The sequence below is a fragment of the Roseburia sp. AF15-21 genome, assembly GCF_003479505.1.
GTDB classification, from domain to species: Bacteria; Bacillota; Clostridia; order Lachnospirales; family Lachnospiraceae; genus Roseburia_C; species Roseburia_C amylophila.
The window spans coordinates 89400-116366 of record NZ_QUHG01000007.1 but is presented as its reverse complement, the minus strand read 5'-3'; the positions used below and the strand labels follow the sequence as shown (position 1 = coordinate 116366).

Sequence of the window (26967 nt, the reverse complement as noted above, 5' to 3'; positions counted from 1 at the left end):
GGAAAAAGTACAGCAGAGGAAATGGGAGCGTGTTATGTTTCAGTTACTTGAACTAATCGAAAATGAAGAGGACAGGGAATTTTGCAGGAAGTTGAGTGAGCAGTTTGACTCTGCAATGTACCATGTGGCATATGGAATTTTAAAGAATTCTGCAGATGCGGAAGATGCTGTGCAGGAAAGCTATATTGCAATTATAAATAATTTAGATAAAATTTCTCGTGAAAACTGTCATGAAGCGTGGAACTATATTGTTACTATAGTTAGGAGCAGAGCAATTAATGTATATCGTAGGCGGAACCGCGAAAGCAAAATGGACGAGGATGCGATTGAAAATCTGCTGCAGGAGTCTCAGGGAGACGGAGAAATCTTTGAACTTCCGGATGGCAGCAGCATGTCAGAACTTATCGGCAGAATGAAATATCCATATAAGGACGTATTATATTTACGATATTATAATGAATTGAGCTATGAAGAAATTGCAACTGCTCTTGACACAACAGTTGACAATGCAAGACACATTTCCAGCAGGGCAAGGAAGAAACTGCAGGAAAAGTTAGAGAAGGGGAATTCATTATGACAGAACAGGAACTGAAGGATGCCATCACATCGGCGTGTGAGGCAGATTATAAGCACGCAATGGCTGCACCAAAGCATCGCTTTTCAAGGACATTTCGAAAGAAAATAAAAGTGCTGCTGCAACCGGACGTGGTAAAACATACGATACCGGCACTTTATCCGGTGCATGGCAGACGGCGCGTCATTGTGGTTGTGGCAGTGCTGGTATTGCTTCTTGGAACAACCGTAACGGGCAGAAGCTTTTTCCAGAGTCTGCTTGGAAAATATATTCTGACCGGCTATACCGACCATGTGCAACTGAATCTGGGAGAACCGGAGAATCTGGAAATGGTGGCAATAGAGGACAACGAGAAGAACACAATGGGGATTGGTGCTGAACCGGATTCAGAGGAAGATTTCGAATTTGTCTGCAAGAAACCGCAGTGGGTGCCGGAAGGGTATACACTGGAGAACGAGGAGTATGATGATGATTTTCGTTTATATCAGAAAAGGTATGAAAACAGTGTTGGAAAGTATATATTATATCAGCAGATGAGGAATGATGGAATAGATAATATAGGAATCAGTTCTAATGGAGGCGAACAGCAGGAAGTTATGATTGAGAATTTTAAAGGATATTTTATTCCGGATAATGTACTGGATAAAAAGAAAGGAAATCTTGTTTGGAAAGATGGAAAGTATCTTTATATGATAGTAGGAGATTTGACAAAAGAAGAATTAATCAGTATGGCAGAAACAATAAAATAGTAAGTGAAATAAAATGTTGCTGCAAAAAATAAAAAAATGGAAAAAATTGTCATAAAACCTCTTTTTCATTTGTTACATAAGTAGAACAGGTGGAAAGGAGGTTTTGCAATGAAAAGAAAAACATTAAAAAAGAAAATCCTGGGTATCATTTGTGCCTTTTGCCTTTGCATATGTATGACTGGTGGTAGCACAGCAGTATATGGAGCAAGTGTAGATAGCTGTATAGATAAAATAGCAGAAGCAAGATATGCAAATATTGCGTCTTACTATACGAATATGATTAGAAAGGGCTCTACCTTTACTGCAAAAGCCAATGTAAGTGCAAAGATAAAGGCATCCATATCTATTACCATGACATTGCAGAGACAGTCAGGTACAAGCTGGTCAGATGTAACAAGCTGGTTTGATTCTACAACAGGCGGTGGCTTGGATTTGACTAAGAGTTACGTCGCTGGCACGAGAGGAAATTATCGTGTACGTGCAGTTTATACTGTGAATGGTGAAACAATAACAACATATAGCAGTACAGTCACCTATTAGCAGTAAAGGGAGAAAGTTATTTCGAGATATAAGAATGAGCAAAAAATACGGGAGAAAAGCACGAGAGACATGAGCAATATTTATATCGACGGTAAAATCGGTATATCAGAGGATGAAAAATGAATATATTCACAATCAAAATCATAGCATTAATCCTGATGCTGATTGACCATATAGGCGAGTTCTTTCCGGACTCGCCTATATGTTATGTGCCAGGGAGATATCCTGCAACGGAAAGCATGGCAAAAGCCTTAAATGGCTGTTTTATGCGGCATATCCGCTGCAATTTCTGGTATTGTATGGTATAAGTTATTATAAATAAGAAAGGTATATCGGCTGCTGCCGGTATACCTTTTTTGCGGGAAATTCGCAAAGCGTATTTCTTACATTTTCCGGTATCTGGTAAGGAAACCACAGGGAAACTGTTTCGTTAATAATTCACAAAAATTTCCTCTTTGTGCACATTGATAAGAAATCACTGTGAAACATCTACAAAAAATCCAAAACAAATTAGTAAAAACCACCATAAAATAAGGGAAAACGATTACCTAAATAAGAATTGACCGACAATTTCGGGTGAAATATAATCAGCTTATCAAACAAAAAGCGCGCAGATTGTTTTGGAAGATACTGATGAAGGATGTATAGGAGGAATGTTTATGAGTAAAGTGATGAAAAAAATAATCGCATTTTGCTTTATGGCAGTATTGACGATAGCCATGATACCGCAGACAATAAAAGCAGACGAAGCAACGGATGCAAAGAAGGCAGTATATGTACAGGTGCCACAGGACTGGAAAAATCCATGTGTCTGGGCATGGGATGATGATGGAAATAATGCATTTGAGGCGTGGCCGGGCGAAGAGATGGACGCAGACAGCGCAAATGAAGGCTGGTATTACATCTGGGTTCCAACCTGGGTAAATCATGTGATTGTAAATGCCAATGATGGAAATGTCCAGACTGCAGAGCAGGTGCTGGATGGAGAAAAGGACTGCTGGATTACCGTAACAGACGCAGATAATGCAGAAGTAACCTATGACAAGCAGACCACCGGTGAGACACCGGAATATGTGGAGAAATTTGCAATCCATGCAAAAGTAGATGCAGGCTGGGAAAATCCTTGCCTCTGGGCATGGTCAGCACCGGATGGAACTAACGCATTTGAAGCATGGCCGGGCATGGAAATGAAGCAGGATGACAACGGCTGGTATACCGCCAAAGCTCCAATCTGGGTAAATTCTATCATTGTCAATGCCAACGAAGGAAGTGTTCAGACCGATGACATTTCTATTGATGCCGCAGAAGTCTGGGTAACAGTAGATGCAGACGGAAAAGCAGATTTTAGTTATACAGACCCGGATAAAGCAGAGGTGGCAAATATAACCGTACATGTAATCGCACCATCTGACTGGGATGCACCTTGCCTTTGGGCATGGTCGGCACCGGACGGAACCAATGCATTTACATCCTGGCCGGGCGAAGCCTTAGAAGAAGGCGAAAATGGATGGCTCATAAAAGAAGTACCGGGCTGGGTAAATTCCATTATTGTCAATGGAAATGAAGGAAGTGTTCAGACCAGTGATATTTCTGTGGATACAGGAAAGGATATCTGGCTTGTGGTAAAAGATGCCGATAACTTTGAAGTAAGTTATGAAGAGCCACAGGTAGATGTGGCAGCAGAACCGGCAACCGAAGCTCCGACAGAGACAGCAGAAGCAGGAAGCAACAATACTGCTCCAATCGTAATCGGTATTGTAGTTATTGCGGCAGCAGTTGTGATTATAATAGTTGTAGCAAAGAAAAATGCAAAAAATAAATAAAGATTAAACAAATAAGAACCAAGAAAAAGTCACAAGTAAAAGACAGGAGGACAGAAGTGAGAAGAAGAGTTAGAAGTAAATTGATGTCAATGGCACTTACACTTACCATGGCAGCAGGATTGTTAAGCGGCTGTGGCGGAAACAGCGTGTCAGAGACGGATAAGACTACCATAACAATCTGGCATGATAAAGAAGATGCAGTGGCGGAAGTCCTTCAGAAGAAACTGGAGGAACTGGAACCGGATGTGCATGTTGTGCTGGAGAAGAAAAGTGATTTGACAGAAAGCCTTAAGATGGTGGGAAGTGACCCGAAAGCAGCACCGGATATGTATTTCTTTGCCCATGATAAAATTGGAGTATATGCAGAGATGGACATTCTTGCACCGATTACAGACATTATCCCGGAAGAGGAACTGGATGTATATATGGATAATACCTTAGAGGCAGCAACCTACAAGGGAGAAATCTATCAGCTTCCTGTCTATTACGAGACTTTGTTATTCATGTATAACCGGCTTTATATGAAGGATGATGAAGTGCCGCAGACTACGGAAGAACTGTATCAGTATATGCAGAATAACACTGCCGGCGGACATTATGGCTTTGTGGAACAGCACAGTACGCCATACTATGCAGCAGGCTGGATCAATGGCTTTAACGGTACGATTCTCTCAGCTGATGGCACACCGGGGCTGGATTCCAAAGAAACCATTGCAGCCCTGGAATATCACAAGAAATTTGTGGATTTGATGCCGGGCGAGACGGAGTATGCAACGGTAAATACCCTGTTTAAAGAAGGTATGGCACATTCTACCATTGCAGGGCCTTGGCTGGTGCCAACCGTAAGAGAAAGCGGAATGGACGTTGGTGTGGCAGCAATGCCGGTAATTGACGAGACCGGAAATCCGATTTCTCCATATATGGGAGTGCAGGGAATTCATGTGCTGAAAAATGCTGCAGAAAATAAGAAGGATGCGGTAGAAAAAGTACTTCGTGCCCTGATGGATCCGGAAGTAGAGGTGGATCTTGCAAAAGCAAGCGGCTGTGCACCGGCGATGGAAAGCTGCTATGAAATGGATGAAATCACATCAGATGAAGTGGTTATGGCAATGCACGATACCGCAGAACATGCAGTACCGATGCCGAATATTCCGGAAATGGATGTAATGTGGACGGTTGTTGGTAATTTGCTGACAGATGTCAACATGAGTGGAAAAGATGTGTCGGAAAGTGCAGAGGCGGCGCAGCAGGAGGCGTTGCAGTTGATTGAAAGTATGAGGTAACAAATTGAAGAAAAATAAGAAAAAAGAAATCCTGTTTGCCTATTCCTGGTCAGCACCATCCCTGATACTGATTTTGCTCATCGTAATCTTTCCAATCCTGTATACCGGGTACATTTCACTGACCAATATGAATGTGTATCACTGGAATAATTATGAACTGATTGGACTGAAAAATTATAAGGATGCCCTGCTGGTGCTGGACAATGGCTTTATACAGGCATTTCTGGTAACGATTTTATGGACAATTGTAAACATGGTGTTGCAGCTTATCATAGCATTCTTACTGGCAAATCTGCTGAACCTAAAGCGGCTCCGCCTGAGAAATCTATATAAGACACTGCTGATTTTCCCCTGGGCAATGCCGGGCTATGTATCCATTCTTCTGTGGAAAACAGGAATGTTTAACTCCCAGTTCGGTTTGCTCAATCAGTGGCTGGCAAAGTACAACATCGGGCCGGTAAAATGGCTGGGCAGCGATGGTATGGCATTTTTATGCTGTACCACCGTAAACCTCTGGCTGGCACTTCCATTTATGATAACGATTATGGACGGTGCATTGCAGAGTATTGAAAAGAGCTTTTACGAAAGTGCTGTTTTGGACGGAGCAACCTGGTTACAAAAAATGTGGTATATTACGATTCCGATGATTAAGCCAATCATTGCACCATCGGTTGTAATTACAACATTTACCACCTTTAAGCAGTTTGATATCCTGTTCCTGCTGACACAGCAGGTGGGTGCCAAGACCGGTTCGAATCTGCAGACAATCCTGACCTATGCCTATGAAAAGGCATTTATAACGAACAATTACGGCTACAGTTCTGCAATTTCCATGATAATATTTGTCGTTCTGATTGTATTTTCTGTGCTGACCAATATGAAGCCAAAGGAGGAGACGGACTAACATGAAGAAACGAACCAGAGAAAATATTGGACTCGTCTTTGCAAATATCTTTCTTATCCTGCTTTGCTTTGTGGTATTGGTGCCGGTATTGTATGCATTTTCCGTGTCCCTAAATGCGGATAACAGCTTATTGAGTACAAATTTTTCTTTCCTTCCGAAGCATTTCACCCTGGCAAATTATAAAGCAGTATTTACGGAAAAACCGATTATGCTGTGGCTGAAAAACAGTCTGATATTAGCAGTAGTAACCCTTGGCATTTCCCTTGGAACAGGAATTCCGGCGGCATATGTTTTCTCCAGAAAGGAATTTCCGGGCAGAAAAGCAATCCTTCGGACACTGATACTGCTCTATGCATTTCCATCCCTGCTTTCCATGACAGCGCTGTATAAGCTGCTGTCACCCATGGGACTGATTAATACCAGAACAGGTCTGATTATTGTATACACGGGAACCATGGCAGTATTTGCCCTGTGGAATATGAAAGGATATTTTGACACGATTCCGGTAGAAATTGAAGAGGCGGCAATGATTGACGGTACAACGCCTGTGCAGCTTGTGACGAGAATTGTACTGCCGCTTGCAAAGCCGACCATCGCAGTAACAGCCATGATGGTGCTTATCTATGTATGGAATGAATACATTTTTGCAATCAATTTTATGACAGGTTCCGATACTTATACGTTAGCAGCAGGCTTATATTCCCTGCAGGCAACGGAAATGAGCGGAAGCTGGCCGATATTTGCGGCAGCGTCCATTGTGGTATCGATACCAATTCTGATTGTGTTCTTTGCACTTCAGAAAAATATGACAACCGGACTGACCTCCGGAGGTGTAAAAGGTTAAGAAAGGCTGGACAGAGAATGAACAAAAGTGCAATTTTACATATACCCATGTCACAGTATGCATATGGAACAGACGAAGAGCATGTGACAATCCGGCTCCGTACAGCCAAAGATGATATCAAACGCTGCAGGTTGTATTTCGGAGACCGGGCATGCCGCCTGACACCGGTAATTTTCACGGAAGCAGAAATGCATGTGGTGGCAGGCAGTGAATTATTTGACTATTATGAGGTGAAACTGGTGCGCCCCTATAAGCGGCTGTGCTATTATTTCAGGCTGGAAAGTGGGACGGAAGAAATCTATTATTACGGAGACTGCTTCAGTGCAAAACTGGTGGATGACCGCTCCGAATATTACCAGCTTCCTTTTAATCACAGGGCAGACATTGTAAGACCGCCGGAGTGGGCGAAGGATGCCGTTATTTACAACATTTTTCCGGACAGCTTTGCTACAGGAAAAACGTATATCAGCGGCAGGCCAACAGAAGCCGCCTTTGAAGGAAATGTGGTAAGAGGAAAGCTGGGAGGCTGTCTTAAGGGCATTACCGAAAATGTGGATTACCTGAAAAACCTTGGCGTCAATGCCATCTACATTAATCCGATATTTGCAGCAGGCGAATATCATAAATATGATTTGCTGGATTATTTTCACATTGACCCATGCTTTGGAACAAATGATGATTTTAAAGAGCTGGTGGACACCTTCCATGCCAACGGAATCCGGGTGATTATTGATGGCGTATTTAACCATTGCGGCTGGCATTTTCCGGCATTTGAGGATGTGGTGCAGAAAGGCAAAGCATCCGATAAAAAGGGCTGGTTCTATGGATTGCAATTCCCGGTTATCCGCCCCGAAGACCCGGAGGAGTATCCGAATTACGAATGCTTCGGTTACGAGCGGATGATGCCAAAGCTTGATACGGCAAACCCGGAAGTGGCAGATTTTATCTGCAAAGTAGGGCGATACTGGGTGGAAGAATTTCACACAGATGGCTGGCGGTTAGATGTGGCAAGTGAGATTAATGATGCCCTGTGGCGCAGATTCTACCGGGAAGTAAAAGAAGTCAACCCGGAGGCAATCTTAATCGGTGAAGTCTGGGAGACTGCCAATCACTGGCTGGATGGAACCATATTTGATTCAACGATGAATTATGATTTCCGGAAACACTGTAAACGCTTCTTTGGAGAAGAGAGCATCAGCAGCGCAGCATTTGACAGCCGGGTTACAAATATGCGGATGCGTTACCGGGAACAGACCGTGTTTGCACAGTTAAATCTCTTAGACAGCCATGATGTGAGCAGGTTCTATTCCCTTTGCAATGAAAATGAATGGCAGTACCGGCTGGCACTGATTTTCCAGATGACATTTCCGGGCATGCCGTCCGTTTTCTATGGTGATGAGCTTGGCATAACCGGAATTGAAGAGGCGGACTACCGGCAGGCAATGCCATGGAAACAGGCATGCAAAGCAAAAGCCACGGAAGAAAAAGAACTCCGGGAGAAATCCTTTGAACAGAATTCGCCCGATTCTCTTTTTACTTTTATGCGGAGTCTGATTCAGTTACGCAGGAAAGAAGAACTGCTGCGAAGAGGTGATTTCCGTACGGTTTACACCCAGGAAAAAGGCGGACTCTACATTTATGAAAGATATAGTGCTACAGAGCGGATTCGTGTTATGATAAACAGGAATGAAGAACCGATGGACGTTGCGGCATTTCTGGCAGAGTCGGGCAGTGGACAGAGTGAGATTCTGTTGGTGCATGGACTGCTGGGAAGCAAATTAGACGGCTACGGTTATGTAATAATGAAAGGCAGAGTGGAAGAGTGATAGCACGCATTGCATGGTAACAGGATATCGGGCAATAGCATGCAGATATGATGGCGGAAAATTATTTTGGCGCAGAAAGGACAGAAAATGGCGGTTACGATTAAGGATGTGGCAAAGCAGGCAGGAGTGTCTACGGCAACGGTCTCAAAGGTTATGAATGGCTCTTATTCCATTTCTCAGGAGACCATAGACCGGGTGAAAAAGGTTATGCAGGAACTGGATTACCATCCGAATCTCCGGGCGAGAAATTTTGTCACACAGTCTACAAAGACCATTGTCTTTGTGACCTCGCTGGGGAAGAATGCAGGATTTGCCAACCCGCATATGTTTGAAATGGTGTGTGGGATGGAGCATGTCTTAACGGAAAAAGGCTATAGCCTTGTAATAAAGAATATGTCATCTGTAGAAGCGAGGGATTATATCCACAAAGCAGCAGAAGAGAAGGCGGCAGACGGCTATATCATTCATGCGGCTGTTATTTCTAAAGAACTGGATGAAATGATTTTTCAGGAATCCATTCCCCATCTGGTGATTGGCAATCCTAACTTTACCAGCCATTTCTGCTGGATTGATATTGATAACCGCCTGGCGGGTGAGCTGGCAGCGAAACATCTGCTGGAGCAGGGCTGTCAGTCCCTTGCATTTATTGGTGGAACAGAAGAGGATAAGATTTCCATGCACCGTCTGGACGGCGTGTTGTCGGTTCTGAATGAGCATGATGTGCTGGTGCCGAAAGATTATGTGCAGCGAGGGGAATCCCAATGTGACAGTGGATATGAGATGACCAAAGAGATTCTTTCCAATAAAGTAAGACCGGATGGCATTATCTGTGCCAACAATTACATTGCCTATGGCTGCGTCAATGCATTACATCATGCTGGAATAGAGATACCTTCGGATATCAGGGTCATTACTTTTGATGATTATCCATTTTCACAGATATTGAAGCCGCAGCTGACCGTAGTAAATATTGATATGTATGACATGGGAATACAGGCGGGAAAATACATCCTCCAGAAAATCAGAAAACCGAATCTGTATGCCCAGTCTTATATTACAATCCCGACATTGATTGTAAGGCAGTCGACCTGATATCGTAGCTGACTGATATCGCTGCAATCAGATACGGCAGTTAATCAGACCCGATGGTCGGTTGGAAATAACAGTTTGCCGGGAAGATAGAAACTACGAAAAAACGCTTAGTCCGAGTACTTTTTTAGTACAAGGTCTAAGCGTGTTTCTTTAATTAAATTCTTAAATCAGGATTTATTTACTACAGGAATTGCGGTACTGTACCGGTGTCATCTCGTATTTCTTTTTAAAGAGGCGGTTGAAATGCTCTACATTCTGATAACCCACGGAGTATGCAATGTTTTCAACAGTCATATTTCCGTTCTTTAAAAGAGTTCTTGCTTTTTTCATGCGGACACCCTGAACCAGTTCAACGAATGTTTGACCGGATTTTTCCTTAATATATTTGGAAATGTACGGCTCAGAGAGGTGGAACTGTTTTGCCATATCCTCTAAGGTGACGGTCTGGTAGTTTGTCTGAATGTAATTCTTCATTTCCATTAAGCGCTTATCCTGAATCTCAACACTGGATTTTATGGAAGGAACCTGATTTACTGCAACAACCAGTGCGCTGATAGAGGATTTGATGATATCGTCGTCGATACCAACACCCCAGTACATCTGACCATAGCAGGTGATTCCTACATAGGACATAGCCTTGGAAGAAGAACCATGGCTCAAAGCGTGTTCTTCGTATATGGACAGCTCATAGCTGATGCCGAAGTACTGTTTGATAATGTTGCTGACAGCATCCAGACGGCCATTTCCGTTGGCACTTACCAGGCGGTTCTGTCCACCATGAACAATAGTAGCTTCTGCCATAATACCATCCACCTGTTTGAAGTGGCATTCTTCGATCTGGAAGTAAGGCTGGCGTTTTACATACTTATCTTCAAAGATTTCATATACCCACTGTGGAGACAGCTCTTTGTGCTCTTCATCGGAAACATGTTTTACCAGATAGCCGACTTCCTCACGCATTTTCTCTGGCAGAGAAATGCCAAAGTTCTGTTTCAAAATGTAGTTTACGCCACCTTTACCGGACTGGCTGTTGATACGGATAACGTCGGAATCGTAAGTTCTTCCCACATCCATTGGGTCAACCGGCAGATAAGGAACAGACCACTCGTTGAGTTTTTTCTCTTCACGCCATGCCATACCTTTGGCAATGGCATCCTGATGGGAACCGGAGAAAGCGGTAAATACCAGATCACCGGCATATGGCTGACGTTCGTAAACGTGCATTCTGGTAAAATTTTCATATTTCTCACGGATTGCAGGCAGGTTGGAGAAGTTAAGCTTCGGATCAACGCCGTGTGAGAACATGTTCATGGCAAGTGTGATGATATCTACATTACCGGTACGCTCTCCATTACCGAAAAGAGTTCCTTCGATACGGTCGGCTCCGGCAAGAATACCAAGCTCTGCGTCACAGACACCGCAGCCACGGTCGTTGTGTGGATGCAGGGAAAGTGTTACGGCATCACGATATTTCAAATGCTTGTGAATGTATTCTACCTGAGTGGCAAATACATGCGGCATTGCATTTTCAACAGTGGTTGGAATATTAATGATTGCCTTATTAGAAGCCTTTGGCTGCCATACATCAAGTACTGCGTTGCAGACTTCCACGGCATAGTCCACTTCAGTTCCCGGGAAACTTTCCGGGCTGTATTCAAAGGAGAAGTTTCCTTCGGTCTCAGAAGCCAGTTTATTCAAAAGCTTTGCCCCGTCAATGGCAATCTGTTTTACTTCCTCTTTGCTCTTTTTAAATACCTGCTCACGCTGTGCAACAGAGGTAGAATTGTAAAGATGAATGACTGCGTGCGGAGCACCTTTTACCGCTTCAAAGGTTTTCTTGATGATATGCTCTCTTGCCTGGGTCAGAACCTGGACGGTAACATCGTCCGGAATCATATTGCGGTCGATTAAGGCGCGCATAAAGTTGTATTCTGTCTCGGAAGCAGCAGGGAAACCGACTTCAATTTCTTTGAAACCAATTTTAACCAGCATTTCAAAGAACTGCAGCTTTTCTTCTAAGCTCATCGGCTCAATCAGAGCCTGGTTGCCATCACGTAAATCAACGGAGCACCAGATAGGCGGCTTGTCGATATAATCCTTCTTTACCCAGTCATAAGTACATTCAGGCGGCATAAAATATGCACGCTGATATTTTTCGTATCCTTTCATATTGAACCTCCAAAAAAATATTCTGATTATGTTGCAGTGTTATTCGCGTAAAAAAATCTTCCGTCTCTATCATTCGAAGATGAATCATAGAGACGAAAGAAAACTTTCGCGGTACCACTCTATTTCATGTTGTTACATGCACTCATTAGCACTATCATGCCATTCCCGGGTAACGGTGGGAGTCCGTCGCGACCTACTATAGGGTTCAGCCGGCAGCTTCAAGGCGAGTTCACTGTATTCCTTCTGCCGTCTTGCATCAACCGGCGGCTTTCTGAGAGAATTCCTGACAGTTACTATTCCTTTTCATAGCCTTTTTCAAATGTCTTTGGTAATACTAACACAAAAAAGTACATTTGTGTATGATTAAATTTAATCACTTATATTGATATATTTTAATAAGGAATCTGACCACTCTTGCTATATTTATTCCAAGCACCCTGATACTGGAAAGTTGCCACAATAGCATAAATTGCTGCCACAAGAATCAGCCATCCGCCAAACTCTCCCGACGAAAGGAATACGAAAATGGTATTAATGACGCCATAGACACAAAGTAAAATGGAGCATACACGGCTCTGCGCAAGATGAATAGCAAGTCCGAGTCCGAGCATAATTGCAGCATCAATCAGTGAGGTATAATTATGTAAAAAAGCAATAAGAAGCAGATTAATTCCTACACATATATAAATGATAACAGAAGAAGCAATAATATTTCCTCTGTATTTCTTGCAGAGTGGAGAATGATAGAAATCGTGTTTACTCATTCCCTGTGGAACCTGATTCGGTGCAGCGTATGGATTGCCATAAGGATATTGCTGAGCATTGTTAAACTGAGGCTGTCCATTATAAGGGTTCTGCTGAGCATTGTTAAACTGAGGCTGTCCATTATAAGGGTTCTGCTGAGCATTGTTAAACTGAGGCTGTCCATTATAAGGGTTCTGCTGAGCGTTATTAAATTGGGGCTGTCCATTATAAGGATTTGGCTGTCCGTTGTATGGACGCTGGTTTGGCATTGGAGCCGGTGCACCGCAGTTCGGGCAGGTTCTAAAGTTATCTGGATATTGTGTTCCGCATGATTGACATTGCATAAAATGTCTCCCCCTTTTGTATTCATTATATTATATAAGGTAATGCAGATGTATTGTATTCAGGTCGTTGACAGAATGAAATCATCTTTCTCTCAAAAACCTTAAAAATATCATCGAATCACCTATATCATATCATTCTATCTGTTTTCCTGATATCTGTAAACAATAAAATAAGAAGAAATCCCCATCTGCCTTACACGCTGGCATCAATATGAGCTGCTTTTTTGCGTAGCCCGGAAAGATGGATATTAATTTCGCGTCGTACAGACTGAGCAGTGACAGGTTCTTCACCAGACTTATCGTCATGCTCTGCTTTGACCAAATTGGCAGTGTGCTTATCTGAGCCATCATCCGCTCCACCCACAGACTCTTCGGCAGAATCTGAACCGGAAGAGATTTCTGCATTATCGGTAGAATCGGATGTCGTTGCATCGGTTGAATCGGCAGAACTTTTGTCCTTATCGGCTGGACTTACATCTTCGTAAGGCTCTTTGTCCGGTTTTGTCTGATATTCCGGCGTCTTGGTATAATCATTGTGTTCTTTTTCAATGGCATAGGTACGCTTTAAAATCTGCTCTAACATAGCCTTTTTCTTGGCTTTTGGAATATGGGGGTCATTGGAAACTGTCTTAACTTCAGACATAAACTGCCCCATTTTATAGAGTTTTAGCTTTTCAACGTCCTTTTTGGTACGGCAGTTTTGAAGCTGTTTGCGGTAAGCTGCCACTTCTTCCTTTAGCTTTTCATGTTCTTTTAGGGCATCCGGATTGACTTTTTCTAAATACTGTTCTTCCTCCGGAGTTAATTCCTGACCGGAATCTAATTTTGCCTGAAGCTCCTGCTGGAAATTACTTTCATGCATCTGGGAAATCTGTTCCTGATAATGCTGTAACAGGCGTTCCTCCTGGGTCAGCTCCTGGTTCCGTTCTTTTTTGGTAGGTCGCTGCGGGAGCCCCTGTTCCTTCTTGCGTTGGGAAAGAACCACAAGTGAGTTTTCGAGTTTGAGATTCATATCTTTTCCTCCTTGAAAAGTTCTGTGAAAATCCATTTTCACATATGCCGTTTATGAGAATCTTCTATATAAATAATATCGGCAAAATAAAATAAGACTTTACAACAAAACAAACAATTGCTATTCTAAATATTAAGTAATTTAAGAGGAGGACATTTTATGTTTAACAGTAACGTGCTGTGGATTCTTGCGGCATTTGTGGTATATATGGGTGTGATGATTGCCATAGGTGCGAAATATATGAAAAGTACAAAGAATTCAGAAGATTATTTTCTTGGAGGAAGAGGCTTAAGCGGCTGGGTGGCAGCATTAAGCGCACAGGCATCTGATATGAGCGGATGGCTTCTGATGGGACTTCCGGGTGCGGTATATGCATTTGGAACCGGTCAGGCATGGATTGCTATTGGACTGTTTATTGGAACGGTCTGCAATTGGATATTTATTTCCGGAAGACTGCGCAGATATACCATCCGTGCCAATAACTCCCTGACTTTACCGGAGTATTTCCAGAATCGTTTCCATGATAAGAAGAATGTGTTGTTGTGTATTTCTTCTATAGTAATAGTCGTATTCTTCCTGGTATATACTGCATCTGCATTTGCAGCAGGCGGAAAATTGTTCCATGCAGTAACCGGTGTTGATTATACTATAGCTTTAACCATCGGTGCAGTTGTTATTTTACTGTATACCTTCATGGGAGGTTTTATGGCAGTATGTGTAACAGACTTTATCCAGGGAATGCTGATGCTGGTTGCACTTCTTGCAGTGCCTCTGATGGCATATGCGGTGGTAAGTGGCAATGGCGGATTAAGAGAACTTTTAGATGCCAGCGGAGTAGCAGGAGGAAGCGATTCCTATATGAGCCTCTGGCAGAATGGTGGAGAGCCATATCGTGCCATCGATATTATTTCACAGCTCGCATGGGGATTGGGATATTGCGGAATGCCTCATATCCTGACCAGATTTATGGCGGTAAAGAGCCAGAAAGAATTAAATAAATCCAAAGGTATTGCAATTGTCTGGGTAGCATTATCCTTAACCTTTGCCTGCATCATCGGTGTGGTTGGAAGAGCGTACCTGTATCCGGAAGTGCTTGGAAGCGCCGGGGCAGATTCTGCGGAAAATGTATTCATTAATATGATTACACATTTGTTTACGAAGCAGTATGCGTTGCCGTTTGTTGCGGGAATCTTCCTGTGCGGAATCCTTGCAGCAATTATGTCTACTGCAGATTCACAGCTTTTAGTAACCGCATCTTCCGTATCAGAAGATATATACAAAGGTGTAGTAAATAAAGAAGCAAGTGATAAAAAGGTTCTTATGGTCAGTCGTATTACCGTAGTGGTAGTTGCGATTATTGCTTATATTATTGCACTGAATCCGAACAACTCCATTATGGGACTGGTATCCAATGCATGGGCAGGATTTGGCGCTGCATTTGGACCACTGGTAGTATTATCCCTGTTCTGGAAGCGTACGAACAAACCGGGAGCAATTGCAGGAATTATATCCGGCGGTCTGGTAGTTATCATCTGGGATTATATTCCTTTGATGAAAAACGCAGACGGTGCCATGGTAACACTTGGAACCGGAACCGGAATCTATTCCCTTCTGGTAGGATTCTTCTTAAGTTTAATCTGTATCGTAATTGTGAGTCTTTGCACCAAAGCACCAAGCGAGGAAATGCAGAAAGAATTTGCAGACGTTGCTGACAAGAGCATAGAATTATAATAGAAAAGAAAAGCTGTTTATTTGCAATGGCAAAAGGATGCCGGCAAGTAAACAGCTTTTTATAATGAAAAAACAAGGCAGAAGTGAAAAATACCGTAAAAAAGATAGGAAATGGATTGTACACAAAAAAATACAATTTTTCTAAAAAAAGTATTGCAAAAGCGTAACCTGTCGTGTATACTAATCCTTGCTGTGACATTGATAGCGTAGAAGCGTGAGGTTGCTGCCCACTGTGGCAGGTTTTCCGTGGAGCGAATGTCAAGTTAGGAAACTGGCGACAAGTCACTGTATCACGAATATGGTCTACAGAGGTAGAAACAACGTGTGTAAAGCTTATGACACACACGGAGAAGTGTACAGTCACCGCTTGTCGTACTGAATTAAAGTGCGAAAAGGAGGCGACTTTTTTTATGGCAAGTCAAGTAATGAGAATCACATTGAAAGCTTATGATCACGAATTAGTAGATTCATCAGCAAAAAAAATCATCGAGACTGTAAAGAAAAATGGATCACAGGTGAGCGGACCGGTGCCGCTGCCAACTAAGAAAGAGGTAGTTACCATTCTTAGAGCAGTACACAAGTACAAAGATTCCAGAGAACAGTTCGAGCAGAGAACTCATAAGAGACTGATTGATATCATTGCTCCGACACAGAAAACAGTTGATGCATTATCAAGATTAGAAATGCCAGCTGGTGTCTACATCGATATCAAAATGAAATAAAGTCAAAACAAGTAGTAAATCCTGAGGGGCCGCAAGGCTTTCTAGGATGAACGGGAAACCGTTCCGCTGTAGAAAAAACAGGAGGAAAGATAATGAAGAAAGCAATTTTAGCAACAAAAGTCGGAATGACTCAAATCTTCAATGCAGACGGCGTATTAGTGCCGGTAACTGTATTACAGGCTGGTCCTTGTGTAGTAACACAGATTAAAACTGTTGAAAACGACGGATACAGTGCAGTACAGGTTGGTTTTGTTGACAAGAAAGAAAAAGTTGTGAACAAAGATGCCAACGGTAAGAAAGAAATCAGAAACAGACATGGCGTAAACAAAGCTGAAATGGGACATTTCAAAAAAGCTGGTGTGTCTGGAAAGAGATTTGTAAGAGAGTTCAAGCTTGAAAATGCAGCTGATTATAATCTTGCAGATGAAATCAAAGCAGATATCTTTGCAGAAGGCGATCATGTAGACGCAACTGCAATTTCTAAAGGTAAAGGATTCCAGGGCGCTATTAAGAGACTTGGTCAGCATAGAGGACCTATGGCTCACGGTTCTAAATTCCATCGTCATCAGGGTTCCAATGGTTCCTGTTCTACACCTAGCCGTGTATTCAAGGGCAAAGGAATGCCAGGACATATGGGAAGCGTTAAGATTACAACTCAGAACCTTGAAGTTGTAAGAGTAGACGCAGAGAACAACCTGCTTTTAATCAAAGGTGCTGTTCCAGGACCTAAGAAAGCTTTAGTAACAATCAAAGAATCAGTAAAAGCAGCAAAATAGTGCATTTAAGAAAGGAGGAACACACAGATGGCTAAAGTATCTGTTTATAATATGGAAGGCAAAGAAGTTGGCAATATGGACTTAAACGATGCTGTGTTCGGTGTAGAGATTAACGAACATCTGGTACACATGGCAGTAGTTCAGCAGTTAGCTAACAATCGTCAGGGAACTCAGAAAGCTAAGACACGTTCTGAAGTATCCGGTGGCGGAAGAAAACCTTGGAGACAGAAAGGAACTGGTCATGCAAGACAGGGTTCAACAAGATCTCCACAGTGGACTGGCGGTGGTACAGTATTCGCTCCAGTACCAAGAGACTATTCTTTCAAATTAAACAAGAAAGAAAAGAGAGCAGCTTTAAAATCTGTTTTAACATCTAAAGTTCAGGAAAATAAATTCATCGTTGTTGATGAGCTGAAATTAGACGAAATCAAAACAAAGAAATTCGCAGAGGTTATGAACAATCTGAAAGCAGACAAAGCATTAGTTATTTTAGGCGATATGGATACAAACGTAATCAAATCCGCTGCAAACATTGCAACTGTTAAGACAACACAGACCAGCGAAATGAACGTATTTGATGTATTGAAATATGACACAGTAGTAGCAACAAAGGCTGCTGTTGAAAAAATCGAGGAGGTGTATGCATAATGGCAAACGTACAGTATTATGATGTAATCCTCAAACCAGTAGTAACTGAGAAGAGTATGGCAGCTATGGGAGAAAAGAAATATACTTTCTTAGTACATCCGGAAGCTAACAAAACCATGATTAAAGAAGCAGTTGAGAAAATGTTCGAAGGCGCTAAGGTTGCCAAGGTTAACACAATGAACCAGGAAGGCAAGAACAAAAGACGTGGTGCTGTAGTTGGAAAAACTGCGAAAACAAAGAAAGCTATCGTTCAGTTAACAGAAGATAGTGCAGATATCGAGATTTTCTCCGGACTGTAAAATCCGGGAAACTCAACTAGGCACAGAAAAGTGCGATAATAAACTTATTTATTGAAAGGAGAAAAACAATGGGAATTAAGACATATAACCCATATACACCTTCCAGAAGAAATATGACTGGATCTGATTTCTCTGAAATCACAAAGAAGACTCCTGAGAAATCCCTTACAACTTCTTTAAAGAAGAACTCCGGTCGTAACAATCAGGGTAAAATTACAGTAAGACACCAGGGTGGTGGAAACAGAAGAAAATACAGAATCATCGACTTCAAGAGAAGAAAAGATGGTATCCCGGCAACTGTAATCGGAATCGAGTACGATCCAAACAGAACAGCTAACATCGCTTTAATCAGTTATGCAGATGGCGAGAAAGCATATATCCTTGCTCCAGAAGGATTAACAGACGGAATGACTGTTATGAACGGAGCAGAAGCAGAAGTAAGAGTTGGAAACTGCTTACCACTGGAGAACATTCCGGTAGGTACCCAGGTACACAACATTGAGTTATACGCTGGCAAGGGCGGACAGTTAGTACGTTCTGCAGGTAACAGCGCACAGTTGATGGCTAAAGAAGGAAAATACGCAACACTTCGTCTTCCTTCAGGAGAAATGAGAATGGTTCCTCTGAACTGCCGTGCATCCATTGGTGTAATCGGTAACGGTGACCACAACCTTGTAAATATCGGTAAAGCAGGACGTAAACGTCACATGGGTATCCGCCCGACAGTCCGCGGTTCTGTTATGAACCCGAATGACCATCCACACGGTGGTGGAGAAGGTAAGGCACCAGTTGGACGTCCAGGTCCATGTACACCTTGGGGCAAACCTGCTCTTGGACTTAAGACACGTAAGAAGAAAAAAGCTTCTAACAAGTTAATCGTAAGAAGAAGAGACGGCAGAGCTATTAAATAGTAGATAGGAGGAAATAAAATGGCAAGATCACTTAAAAAAGGACCATTTGCAGACGAAAGCTTACTGAAAAAAGTAGATGCTATGAACGCAGCAAATGATAAATCAGTTATCAAGACATGGTCACGTCGTTCCACAATTTTCCCATCCTTCGTTGGACATACAATTGCTGTTCATGACGGAAGAAAACATGTTCCTGTATATGTCACAGAGGATATGGTTGGACACAAACTCGGTGAGTTCGTAGCAACAAGAACTTACAGAGGCCATGGAAAAGACGAGAAGAAATCAGGCGTTAGATAAATAGAATTTTGAAAGGAGGTTTCACTCATGGCAAAAGGACATAGAAGTCAGATTAAGAGAGAAAGAAATGCAGTAAAAGATACTAGACCTTCCGCAAAGTTGTCTTATGCAAGAATGTCAGTTCAGAAAGCTTGTTTCGTATTAGATGCTATCCGCGGTAAAGATGTTGAGACAGCACTTGCGATTGTAACTTACAATCCAAGATACGCATCAAGCGTAATAGAGAAGTTATTAAAATCTGCTATTGCAAATGCAGAGAACAATAACGGAATGAGCACAGAAAACCTTTATGTTGAGGAGTGCTACGCAAACAAAGGACCAACAATGAAGAGAATCAGACCAAGAGCACAGGGTAGAGCTTACAGAATCGAGAAGAGAACAAGCCACTTAACAATTGTGCTGAATGAAAGATAGGAGGGCAAACATGGGACAGAAGGTTAATCCTCATGGCTTAAGAGTCGGCGTTATCAAAGACTGGGATTCCAAATGGTACGCAGAATCTGATTTTGCTGATTTCTTAGTAGAAGACTATAACATCAGAACATTTCTGAAAAAGAAATTATATGCTGCAGGTGTTTCTAAGATTGAAATCGAAAGAGCATCCGACAGAGTAAAGGTTATCCTTTACACAGCTAAGCCGGGCGTTGTAATCGGTAAAGGCGGAGCTGAAATCGAGAAAGTAAAAGCTGAATTACAGAAATTTACAGACAAGAAACTTGTTGTAGATATCAAAGAAGTAAAGAGACCAGACAAAGATGCTCAGTTAGTAGCTGAGAACATTGCACTTCAGTTAGAGAACCGTGTTTCCTTCCGTAGAGCGATGAAATCCTGCATGGGAAGATGTATGAAAGCTGGAGCAAAGGGTATTAAGGCATCCGTATCCGGACGTCTTGGCGGAGCTGATATGGCTCGTACCGAGTTCTATTCAGAAGGAACTATTCCACTTCAGACATTAAGAGCAGATATCGAGTATGGATTTGCTGAAGCAGACACCACATACGGTAAAGTCGGTGTTAAAGTTTGGATTTATAAAGGAGAAGTACTTCCTACAAAAGGAAATAAGGAAGGAGGAGTTCAGTAATGTTAATGCCTAAGAGAGTAAAACATCGTAAACAGTTCCGTGGTTCTATGGCCGGAAAAGCGATGAGAGGAAATAAAATTACAAATGGTTCCTACGGTATCGTAGCACTTGAACCATGCTGGATTCGTTCCAATCAGATTGAGGCAGCCCGTATTGCTATGACAAGATATATCAAGCGTGGTGGCCGTGTCTGGATTAAAATTTTCCCAGACAAACCAGTAACTGCAAAACCAGCAGAAACCCGTATGGGTTCCGGAAAAGGAACTTTAGAGTACTGGGTAGCTGTAGTAAAACCAGGACGTGTATTATTTGAAATCTCTGATGTATCTGATGAGGTTGCAAAAGAGGCATTACGTCTTGCTACACACAAATTACCTTGTAAATGCAAAGTGGTTTCTCGTGCAGACTTAGAAGGCGGTGAATCAAATGAAAACTAGTAAATATTTAGAAGAATTAAACACACAGTCCGCTGCTGATTTAAAAATGCAGTTGGTTGAAGCTAAAAAAGAACTTTTCAATTTGAGATTCCAGAACGCAACAAATCAGCTGGATAACACGAGCAGAATCAAAGAAGTTAGAAAGAATATTGCCAGAATCCAGACCGTTATTACTCAGAAAGAAAAAGTTGCTGAATAATTTCAAAAGAATCATACCTGCTTAAGCAGGCAAACAGGCAATCATAAATGAAAGGAGATTCGTCGTGGAAGAAAGAAATCTTAGAAAAACACGTGTAGGCGTTGTTGTAAGTGATAAAATGGATAAGACCATTGTTGTTGCTGTTAAAGATAACGTAAGACATGCATTATATAACAAGATCGTAAAGAAGACATACAAATTAAAAGCTCATGATGAGAACAACGAGTGTAAAATCGGTGATACCGTCAGAGTAATGGAAACAAGACCACTCTCTAAAGATAAGAGATGGAGACTTGTAGAGATTATGGAAAGAGCAAAATAATAGAAGGAGGCTACCGGCATGGTACAACAGGAAACCAGACTTAAGGTTGCTGATAACACTGGAGCAAAAGAATTGCTGTGCATCCGTGTTATGGGCGGTTCAACCAGAAGATATGCAAATATTGGTGATGTAATTACAGCTACTGTTAAAGATGCAACACCAGGCGGCGTTGTTAAAAAAGGTGACGTTGTAAAGGCAGTCGTTGTTCGTACAGTAAAAGGTGCTCGTCGTAAAGATGGCTCTTATATCAAATTCGATGAAAACGCTGCAGTTATTATCAAAGATGATAAAACCCCAAGAGGAACTCGTATTTTTGGACCAGTAGCAAGAGAGCTTCGTGAAAAACAGTTTATGAAAATTGTTTCTCTGGCTCCGGAAGTATTGTAGGAGGTACCCGAAAATGGCAAGCTTGAAAATTAAAAAAGGTGATACTGTAAAGGTAATCGCTGGAAAAGACAAAGACAAAGAAGGCAAAGTAATTGCTGTAAATAAGAAAAACAATACTTTACTTGTTGAAGGTATCAATATGGTAACAAAACATGCAAAACCAAGCATGGCTAACCAGCAGGGTGGAATCATCCATCAGGAAGGACCTATTGATGCTTCTAACGTAATGTATCTTCACAAAGGAAAAGCTACCCGTGTAGGTTTCAAAATGGATGGAGATAAGAAAGTACGTTATGCAAAATCTACAGGTGATGTAATCGATTAATCGTAAGAGAGGAGGAGCAGCAAGTTGAGTAGACTTAAAGATCAGTACCAGAACGAGATCATTGATGCAATGACCAAAAAGTTCGGCTATAAAAACATTATGGAAGTACCAAAGCTTTCTAAGATTGTTATCAACATGGGTGTTGGTGAAGCAAAAGAAAACGCTAAAATCTTAGAGTCAGCTATGAAAGATATGGAAACAATTTCCGGTCAGAAACCAGTTACTACAAAGGCAAAGAATTCCATCGCTAACTTCAAGTTAAGAGAAGGAATGCCGATCGGATGTAAAGTTACTTTAAGAGGCGAGAAGATGTATGAGTTCGTAGACCGTCTGGTAAACTTAGCTTTACCACGAGTACGTGACTTCAGAGGAGTTAATCCGAACGCTTTCGACGGTAGAGGTAACTACGCTCTTGGTATCAAAGAGCAGATCATTTTCCCTGAAATTGAATTCGATAAGGTTGATAAAGTAAGAGGAATGGATATTATTTTCGTAACAACTGCAAAGACAGACGAAGAAGCACGCGAATTATTGACATTATTCAATATGCCATTCGCTAAATAAGACAGGAGGGAATTTAAATGGCAAAGACTTCTATGAAAGTAAAACAGCAGCGTAAACAGAAATTCTCTTCTAGAGAATACAATCGTTGCAGAATCTGTGGTCGTCCACATGCATATTTAAGAAAATATGGAATCTGTAGAGTTTGCTTCCGTGAACTGGCTTACAAAGGTCAGATTCCGGGCGTAAAGAAAGCAAGCTGGTAGGCTGTAAAGCCATTCTCTTAAATTGAGTGAGACCGAAGCCCTTGTGGCGTAGGTCGAACTTGACGGAGAACATCTACAACAAAGAAAGAGAAGAATAATAGGAGGCAGACACATCATGACAATGACAAGTGATCCAATTGCAGATATGCTTACAAGAATCCGTAATGCAAACACTGCAAAACATGATACAGTTGATATCCCGGCTTCTAAAATCAAAGTGGCAATCGCAGACATTTTAGTAAGAGAAGGATACATTGCAAAATATGACATCATTGAAGATGGAATCTTTAAGACCATTCGTGTAACCTTAAAATATGGTGCAGATAAGAATGAAAAGATTATTACCGGACTGAAGAGAATTTCTAAACCAGGACTTCGTGTATACGCTGGTAAAGATAATCTTCCTAAGGTACTTGGTGGACTTGGAATCGCAATTCTTTCCACAAACCAGGGAATCATCACTGACAAAGAGGCTAGAAAGCTTCAGGTTGGTGGCGAAGTATTAGCATTTGTTTGGTAGGCATTGAACACTTGATGAAATCGAGCCGCAGGCGAAGATTGAGGCTAGTGTGAAAGCCGTTCTGTGAGATTACTGAGCGCAAGCCCTTTGGGGTGCAGCGCGAAGTTAGCGAGCAGAACTACCTTAAGAGTATATTCTTAAGGCATAGCGCAGGTAACAATAAACCACAAATTATACAGGAGGTACGGGCATGTCACGAATTGGAAGAATGCCAATCGCAATTCCAGCAGGTGTTACTGTGGAATTAGCAGAAAATAATCAGGTGACTGTAAAGGGTCCAAAAGGAACATTAAGCAGAGTATTACCATCCGAGATGGAAATCAAAGTAGAAGGTTCTGAAGTAACCGTTACAAGACCAAATGATTTGAAGAAAATGAAATCCTTACACGGATTAACAAGAACACTGATTCACAACATGGTTGTTGGTGTAACAGATGGATTTACCAAAGAACTTGAAGTAAATGGTGTAGGTTACAGAGCATCTAAAGCAGGAAAGAAACTTACATTAAACCTTGGATATTCTCATCCGGTAGAGATGGAAGATCCAGAAGGATTAGAGTCTACAGTAGATGGTAACAAGATTATCATCAAAGGTATCGATAAAGAAAAAGTTGGCCAGTACGCAGCTGAAATCAGAGATAAGAGAAGACCTGAACCTTACAAAGGAAAAGGTATCAAATATGCTGATGAAGTTATTAGACGTAAAGTTGGTAAAACTGGTAAGAAATAATTAAAGGAGTGACGAGAGATGGTTAATAAAGAATCAAGAACAGCAGCTCGTGAAAATAAACATAGAAGACTGCGTAATCGCCTGGCTGGAACAGCAGAGAGACCACGTTTAGCTGTGTTTAGAAGTAATAATCATATGTACGCTCAGATTATTGACGATACAGTTGGCAATACCCTCGTAGCAGCATCTACAATGGATAAAGATGTAAAAGCAGCTTGCGAGAAGACTAATAACGTTGATGCAGCAGCACAGGTTGGTACTGCAATTGCAAAGAAAGCATTAGAAAAAGGTATTACAACAGTTGTCTTTGATAGAGGCGGTTTCATATATTCCGGAAAAGTAAAAGCATTAGCTGACGCAGCAAGAGAAGCTGGATTAGAATTCTAATAAGGAGGAAAACAGTACATGAAACGTACAATTATTGATGCTAGTCAATTAGAATTAACAGAAAAAGTGGTATCAATCAAGCGCGTTACGAAAGTTGTAAAAGGTGGACGTAACATGCGTTTCACAGCTCTTGTTGTTGTTGGTGACGGCAATGGTCATGTGGGCGCAGGACTTGGAAAAGCAACTGAAATTCCTGAAGCAATCCGCAAAGGAAAAGAAGATGCTATGAAAAAACTTATCACTGTAAAATTAGATGAGAACAATAGTATTACTCATGATATCAGCGGAAAACATACTGGTGCATCTGTTTTATTAAAGAGAGCTCCAGAAGGTACCGGTGTTATCGCAGGCGGTCCGGCTCGTAACGTATGTGAGCTGGCAGGAATCGAGAATATTCGTACAAAATCTCTTGGTTCCAACAATAAGCAGAACGTAGTACTTGCTACTATCGATGCTTTAAGCAAACTGAAATCCCCGGAAGAAGTTGCAAAACTTCGTGGATTATCTGTAGAAGAAGTAGTAGGTTAAGGAGGAATAAGAAATGGCAAATTTAAAAATTACACTCGTAAAATCTACTATCGGTGCAGTGCCAAAGAATAAAAAGACAGTAGAAGCATTAGGTCTTAAGAAAATTGGCGCATCAGTTGAACGTCCGGATAACAAAGCTGTTAGAGGAATGATTCAGCAGGTAAGACATTTAGTGAAAGTAGAAGAAATCTAATTATAGAGATAAGGAGGTGCCAGAAATGGATTTATCCAATTTACAGCCGGCATTAGGTTCTAAGCATAGTGATAATTTCAGAAGAGGCCGTGGTCACGGTTCAGGAAACGGTAAGACCGCTGGTAAAGGACACAAGGGACAGAAAGCTCGTTCCGGAGCTCCAAGACCAGGCTTTGAAGGTGGCCAGATGCCTTTATACAGAAGATTACCGAAGAGAGGTTTCAAATGTATTAATTCCAAGACTATCGTTGGAATCAATGTATCTGCTCTTGAAGTATTTGACAACGATGCAGTAGTATCTGTTGAAACTTTACTGGAAAAAGGTATCGTAAAGAATCCAAGAGATGGAGTTAAGATCCTTGGAAACGGCGAACTTACTAAGAAGCTCACAGTTCAGGCTAATGCATTCAGCGCAAGCGCAAAAGAAAAAATCGAGGCTCTTGGTGGAAAAGCTGAGGTGATCTAATGTTTGATACAGTTCGTAACGCATTTAAAGTAAAAGATATTAGAAATAGAATTTTATTTACCTTTTTTATGCTGATTATCATCCGAATCGGTTCACAGTTACCGATTCCGGGTGTTGACCGGAATGTGTTTGCAGACTGGTTTGCTAATCAGAGTAGTGATGCGTTTAACTTTTTCGATGCAGTAACAGGCGGTTCATTCTTACAGATGTCCGTCTTTGCATTGAATATCACACCATATATCACATCTTCCATCATCATGCAGCTGTTGACGATTGCAATTCCAAAACTGGAAGAGATGCAGCGTGACGGCGAAGAAGGAAGAAAGAAAATTGCAGAGATTACACGTTATGTGACTGTTGCTCTGGCTTTAATCGAAGCAATTGCAATGGCAATCGGATTCTCCAGAAGCGGTTATCTGACCGATAAAGGATGGCTTACGGTTCTTCAGGTAATTGTAACCTTGACAGCAGGTTCTGCAGTACTTATGTGGATTGGTGAGAGAATTACGGAAAAGGGTGTTGGAAACGGTATTTCTATCGTACTTGTAATCAACATTATTTCACGAATTCCTAGCGATTTTGGAACACTGTATGAGCAGTTTGTAAAAGGAAAGATTCCTGCAAAAGCAGTTCTTGCAGTAGTAATTATCGCAGCAATCATTTTAGTAACCGTTGTCTTTGTCGTTGTCCTTCAGGCAGCTCAGAGAAAGATTCCGGTACAATATTCGAAGAAAATTCAGGGGAGAAAACAGGTAGGCGGTCAGTCTACGCATATTCCTCTGAAAGTAAATACCGGTGGAGTTATCCCGGTTATCTTCGCACAGTCTTTAATGCAGTTCCCGGTTGTTATTGCGTCTCTCTTAGGAAAGGGCAATGGAACAGGAATTGGCAGTAAGATTTTAAAGGGATTATCCCAGTCTAACTGGTGCAACCCACAGGAGCCAATCTACAGCATTGGTTTGGCTGTATATCTTGTATTGATTATTGCATTTGCATACTTCTATACATCCATTACATTCAATCCGCTGGAGATTGCGAACAACATGAAGAGACAGGGTGGATTTATCCCGGGTATCAGACCTGGAAAACCAACCAGCGATTATCTGAATCGGATTTTAAATTACATTGTCTTTATCGGTGCGGCAGGCTTATCCATTGTTGCAGTTATTCCAATCTTCTTCAATGGAGTATTTAAAGCAAACGTATCTTTCGGTGGAACATCTATCATCATTATCGTAGGTGTTGTTATCGAGACAATTAAACAGATCGAATCCCAGATGTTAGTTCGTTACTATAAAGGATTTTTGAATGACTAATGTGTACCAGAAGGGGGT

General features: G+C 41.7%; 36 protein-coding genes and 1 other annotated feature. Of the genes, 33 read left to right on the top strand and 3 right to left on the bottom strand.

The features are described 5' to 3' along the window. The first annotated feature begins 34 nt into the window (after positions 1–34). The 10 genes from DWW33_RS11020 to DWW33_RS10975 all read left to right on the top strand — a co-directional run bounded on the left by DWW33_RS11020 (position 35) and on the right by DWW33_RS10975 (position 9635). The gene (locus DWW33_RS11020) at positions 35–577 is read left to right on the top strand and encodes an RNA polymerase sigma factor (RefSeq protein WP_118639509.1); all 543 of its coding nucleotides are present in this window, start codon (positions 35–37) and stop codon (positions 575–577) included. Then, the gene (locus DWW33_RS11015; RefSeq protein WP_118639508.1) at positions 574–1323 is read left to right on the top strand and encodes a DUF4367 domain-containing protein; all 750 of its coding nucleotides are present in this window, start codon (positions 574–576) and stop codon (positions 1321–1323) included. The genes DWW33_RS11020 and DWW33_RS11015 overlap by 4 nt, the downstream gene beginning before the upstream one ends. 108 nt (positions 1324–1431) lie before the next feature. After that, on the top strand, positions 1432–1863 hold the full coding sequence (locus tag DWW33_RS11010) for a hypothetical protein (protein ID WP_118639507.1): 432 nt from the start codon (positions 1432–1434) through the stop codon (positions 1861–1863). Positions 1864–1982: 119 nt separating this feature from the next. Beyond that, positions 1983–2171 carry a hypothetical protein gene (locus tag DWW33_RS11005; RefSeq protein WP_118639506.1) on the top strand — a complete coding sequence of 63 codons (189 nt, stop codon included), beginning with the start codon at positions 1983–1985 and terminating at the stop codon, positions 2169–2171. Between the two features lie 351 nt (positions 2172–2522). Beyond that, complete coding sequence (locus tag DWW33_RS11000; protein ID WP_158577484.1) at positions 2523–3686, top strand: starch-binding protein; 1164 nt, start codon at positions 2523–2525, stop codon at positions 3684–3686. A gap of 56 nt (positions 3687–3742) precedes the next feature. Continuing rightward, complete coding sequence (locus DWW33_RS10995) at positions 3743–4969, top strand: extracellular solute-binding protein (protein ID WP_147404723.1); 1227 nt, start codon at positions 3743–3745, stop codon at positions 4967–4969. Between the two features lie 4 nt (positions 4970–4973). Further along, complete coding sequence (locus tag DWW33_RS10990; RefSeq protein ID WP_118639503.1) at positions 4974–5873, top strand: carbohydrate ABC transporter permease; 900 nt, start codon at positions 4974–4976, stop codon at positions 5871–5873. 1 nt (position 5874) lies between these two features. After that, positions 5875–6717: a sugar ABC transporter permease gene (locus tag DWW33_RS10985; RefSeq protein ID WP_117698341.1), complete on the top strand. Its 843-nt coding sequence runs from the start codon at positions 5875–5877 to the stop codon at positions 6715–6717. A gap of 17 nt (positions 6718–6734) precedes the next feature. Continuing rightward, positions 6735–8543: a glycoside hydrolase family 13 protein gene (locus DWW33_RS10980; RefSeq protein ID WP_118639502.1), complete on the top strand. Its 1809-nt coding sequence runs from the start codon at positions 6735–6737 to the stop codon at positions 8541–8543. Positions 8544–8609: 66 nt separating this feature from the next. Then, positions 8610–9635, top strand: a complete 1026-nt coding sequence (locus tag DWW33_RS10975; RefSeq protein WP_117947381.1) for a LacI family DNA-binding transcriptional regulator — start codon at positions 8610–8612, stop codon at positions 9633–9635. 174 nt (positions 9636–9809) lie between these two features. On the opposite strand, the gene DWW33_RS10970 is transcribed toward DWW33_RS10975, so the two are convergent. The 3 genes from DWW33_RS10970 to DWW33_RS10960 form a co-directional block, all read right to left on the bottom strand. After that, positions 9810–11804 (bottom strand): 2-isopropylmalate synthase, encoded by a 1995-nt coding sequence (locus DWW33_RS10970; RefSeq protein WP_117698344.1) that lies wholly within the window; start codon positions 11802–11804, stop codon positions 9810–9812. Between the two features lie 85 nt (positions 11805–11889). Continuing rightward, positions 11890–12120: a binding site (T-box leader), on the bottom strand. A 76-nt stretch (positions 12121–12196) separates the two neighbouring features. Next, positions 12197–12892: a zinc ribbon domain-containing protein gene (locus DWW33_RS10965; protein WP_118056977.1), complete on the bottom strand. Its 696-nt coding sequence runs from the start codon at positions 12890–12892 to the stop codon at positions 12197–12199. A 193-nt stretch (positions 12893–13085) separates the two neighbouring features. Then, positions 13086–13904: a hypothetical protein gene (locus DWW33_RS10960; protein WP_118639501.1), complete on the bottom strand. Its 819-nt coding sequence runs from the start codon at positions 13902–13904 to the stop codon at positions 13086–13088. 159 nt (positions 13905–14063) lie between these two features. Here DWW33_RS10960 and putP point away from each other — a divergent pair, with 159 nt between their 5' ends. From putP to secY, 23 genes are all read left to right on the top strand, one after another. Next, positions 14064–15635: a sodium/proline symporter PutP gene (gene putP / locus DWW33_RS10955; RefSeq protein WP_118541694.1), complete on the top strand. Its 1572-nt coding sequence runs from the start codon at positions 14064–14066 to the stop codon at positions 15633–15635. 410 nt (positions 15636–16045) lie between these two features. Then, the gene (rpsJ, locus tag DWW33_RS10950; RefSeq protein WP_117698348.1) at positions 16046–16357 is read left to right on the top strand and encodes a 30S ribosomal protein S10; all 312 of its coding nucleotides are present in this window, start codon (positions 16046–16048) and stop codon (positions 16355–16357) included. 92 nt (positions 16358–16449) lie between these two features. Further along, a complete protein-coding gene (rplC, locus tag DWW33_RS10945) occupies positions 16450–17133 on the top strand; it encodes a 50S ribosomal protein L3 (RefSeq protein ID WP_022242791.1) in 684 nt (227 codons plus the stop codon). Positions 17134–17160: 27 nt separating this feature from the next. Continuing rightward, on the top strand, positions 17161–17781 hold the full coding sequence (gene rplD / locus DWW33_RS10940) for a 50S ribosomal protein L4 (protein ID WP_022242790.1): 621 nt from the start codon (positions 17161–17163) through the stop codon (positions 17779–17781). Next, positions 17781–18080 carry a 50S ribosomal protein L23 gene (gene rplW / locus DWW33_RS10935; RefSeq protein ID WP_022242789.1) on the top strand — a complete coding sequence of 100 codons (300 nt, stop codon included), beginning with the start codon at positions 17781–17783 and terminating at the stop codon, positions 18078–18080. Before rplD ends, rplW begins: the two co-directional genes overlap by 1 nt. A 68-nt stretch (positions 18081–18148) precedes the next feature. Further along, positions 18149–18991, top strand: coding sequence for a 50S ribosomal protein L2 (rplB, locus tag DWW33_RS10930; RefSeq protein WP_022242788.1), 843 nt, complete (start codon positions 18149–18151; stop codon positions 18989–18991). A gap of 18 nt (positions 18992–19009) precedes the next feature. Beyond that, positions 19010–19291: a 30S ribosomal protein S19 gene (gene rpsS / locus DWW33_RS10925; protein ID WP_022242787.1), complete on the top strand. Its 282-nt coding sequence runs from the start codon at positions 19010–19012 to the stop codon at positions 19289–19291. Positions 19292–19318: 27 nt separating this feature from the next. Then, positions 19319–19705, top strand: a complete 387-nt coding sequence (rplV, locus tag DWW33_RS10920; RefSeq protein ID WP_022242786.1) for a 50S ribosomal protein L22 — start codon at positions 19319–19321, stop codon at positions 19703–19705. A gap of 10 nt (positions 19706–19715) precedes the next feature. Then, complete coding sequence (gene rpsC, locus DWW33_RS10915; RefSeq protein WP_117698349.1) at positions 19716–20372, top strand: 30S ribosomal protein S3; 657 nt, start codon at positions 19716–19718, stop codon at positions 20370–20372. Beyond that, entirely contained in the window at positions 20372–20809 is a 438-nt protein-coding gene (gene rplP / locus DWW33_RS10910) for a 50S ribosomal protein L16 (protein WP_022242784.1), read from the top strand. The genes rpsC and rplP overlap by 1 nt, the downstream gene beginning before the upstream one ends. Beyond that, positions 20799–21008, top strand: a complete 210-nt coding sequence (rpmC, locus tag DWW33_RS10905; RefSeq protein ID WP_022242783.1) for a 50S ribosomal protein L29 — start codon at positions 20799–20801, stop codon at positions 21006–21008. Before rplP ends, rpmC begins: the two co-directional genes overlap by 11 nt. A 64-nt stretch (positions 21009–21072) precedes the next feature. Next, complete coding sequence (rpsQ, locus tag DWW33_RS10900) at positions 21073–21330, top strand: 30S ribosomal protein S17 (protein WP_022242782.1); 258 nt, start codon at positions 21073–21075, stop codon at positions 21328–21330. Positions 21331–21348: 18 nt separating this feature from the next. Then, entirely contained in the window at positions 21349–21717 is a 369-nt protein-coding gene (gene rplN, locus DWW33_RS10895) for a 50S ribosomal protein L14 (protein ID WP_022242781.1), read from the top strand. 13 nt (positions 21718–21730) lie between these two features. Continuing rightward, positions 21731–22042 (top strand): 50S ribosomal protein L24, encoded by a 312-nt coding sequence (rplX, locus tag DWW33_RS10890; protein ID WP_022242780.1) that lies wholly within the window; start codon positions 21731–21733, stop codon positions 22040–22042. 24 nt (positions 22043–22066) lie between these two features. Then, on the top strand, positions 22067–22606 hold the full coding sequence (gene rplE / locus DWW33_RS10885; protein WP_022242779.1) for a 50S ribosomal protein L5: 540 nt from the start codon (positions 22067–22069) through the stop codon (positions 22604–22606). 17 nt (positions 22607–22623) lie between these two features. Beyond that, on the top strand, positions 22624–22809 hold the full coding sequence (locus DWW33_RS10880) for a type Z 30S ribosomal protein S14 (RefSeq protein WP_022242778.1): 186 nt from the start codon (positions 22624–22626) through the stop codon (positions 22807–22809). Positions 22810–22924: 115 nt separating this feature from the next. Then, on the top strand, positions 22925–23329 hold the full coding sequence (gene rpsH / locus DWW33_RS10875; protein ID WP_117698350.1) for a 30S ribosomal protein S8: 405 nt from the start codon (positions 22925–22927) through the stop codon (positions 23327–23329). A 190-nt stretch (positions 23330–23519) separates the two neighbouring features. Further along, positions 23520–24059: a 50S ribosomal protein L6 gene (gene rplF / locus DWW33_RS10870; protein WP_022242776.1), complete on the top strand. Its 540-nt coding sequence runs from the start codon at positions 23520–23522 to the stop codon at positions 24057–24059. Between the two features lie 18 nt (positions 24060–24077). Then, positions 24078–24446, top strand: coding sequence for a 50S ribosomal protein L18 (rplR, locus tag DWW33_RS10865; protein ID WP_117698351.1), 369 nt, complete (start codon positions 24078–24080; stop codon positions 24444–24446). A gap of 18 nt (positions 24447–24464) precedes the next feature. After that, on the top strand, positions 24465–24974 hold the full coding sequence (gene rpsE / locus DWW33_RS10860; protein ID WP_022242774.1) for a 30S ribosomal protein S5: 510 nt from the start codon (positions 24465–24467) through the stop codon (positions 24972–24974). Positions 24975–24987: 13 nt separating this feature from the next. Then, positions 24988–25167 carry a 50S ribosomal protein L30 gene (gene rpmD, locus DWW33_RS10855; RefSeq protein ID WP_022242773.1) on the top strand — a complete coding sequence of 60 codons (180 nt, stop codon included), beginning with the start codon at positions 24988–24990 and terminating at the stop codon, positions 25165–25167. A 25-nt stretch (positions 25168–25192) separates the two neighbouring features. After that, positions 25193–25633 (top strand): 50S ribosomal protein L15, encoded by a 441-nt coding sequence (rplO, locus tag DWW33_RS10850; protein ID WP_022242772.1) that lies wholly within the window; start codon positions 25193–25195, stop codon positions 25631–25633. Beyond that, complete coding sequence (gene secY, locus DWW33_RS10845; RefSeq protein WP_117698352.1) at positions 25633–26949, top strand: preprotein translocase subunit SecY; 1317 nt, start codon at positions 25633–25635, stop codon at positions 26947–26949. The genes rplO and secY overlap by 1 nt, the downstream gene beginning before the upstream one ends. Positions 26950–26967: the final 18 nt, after the last annotated feature.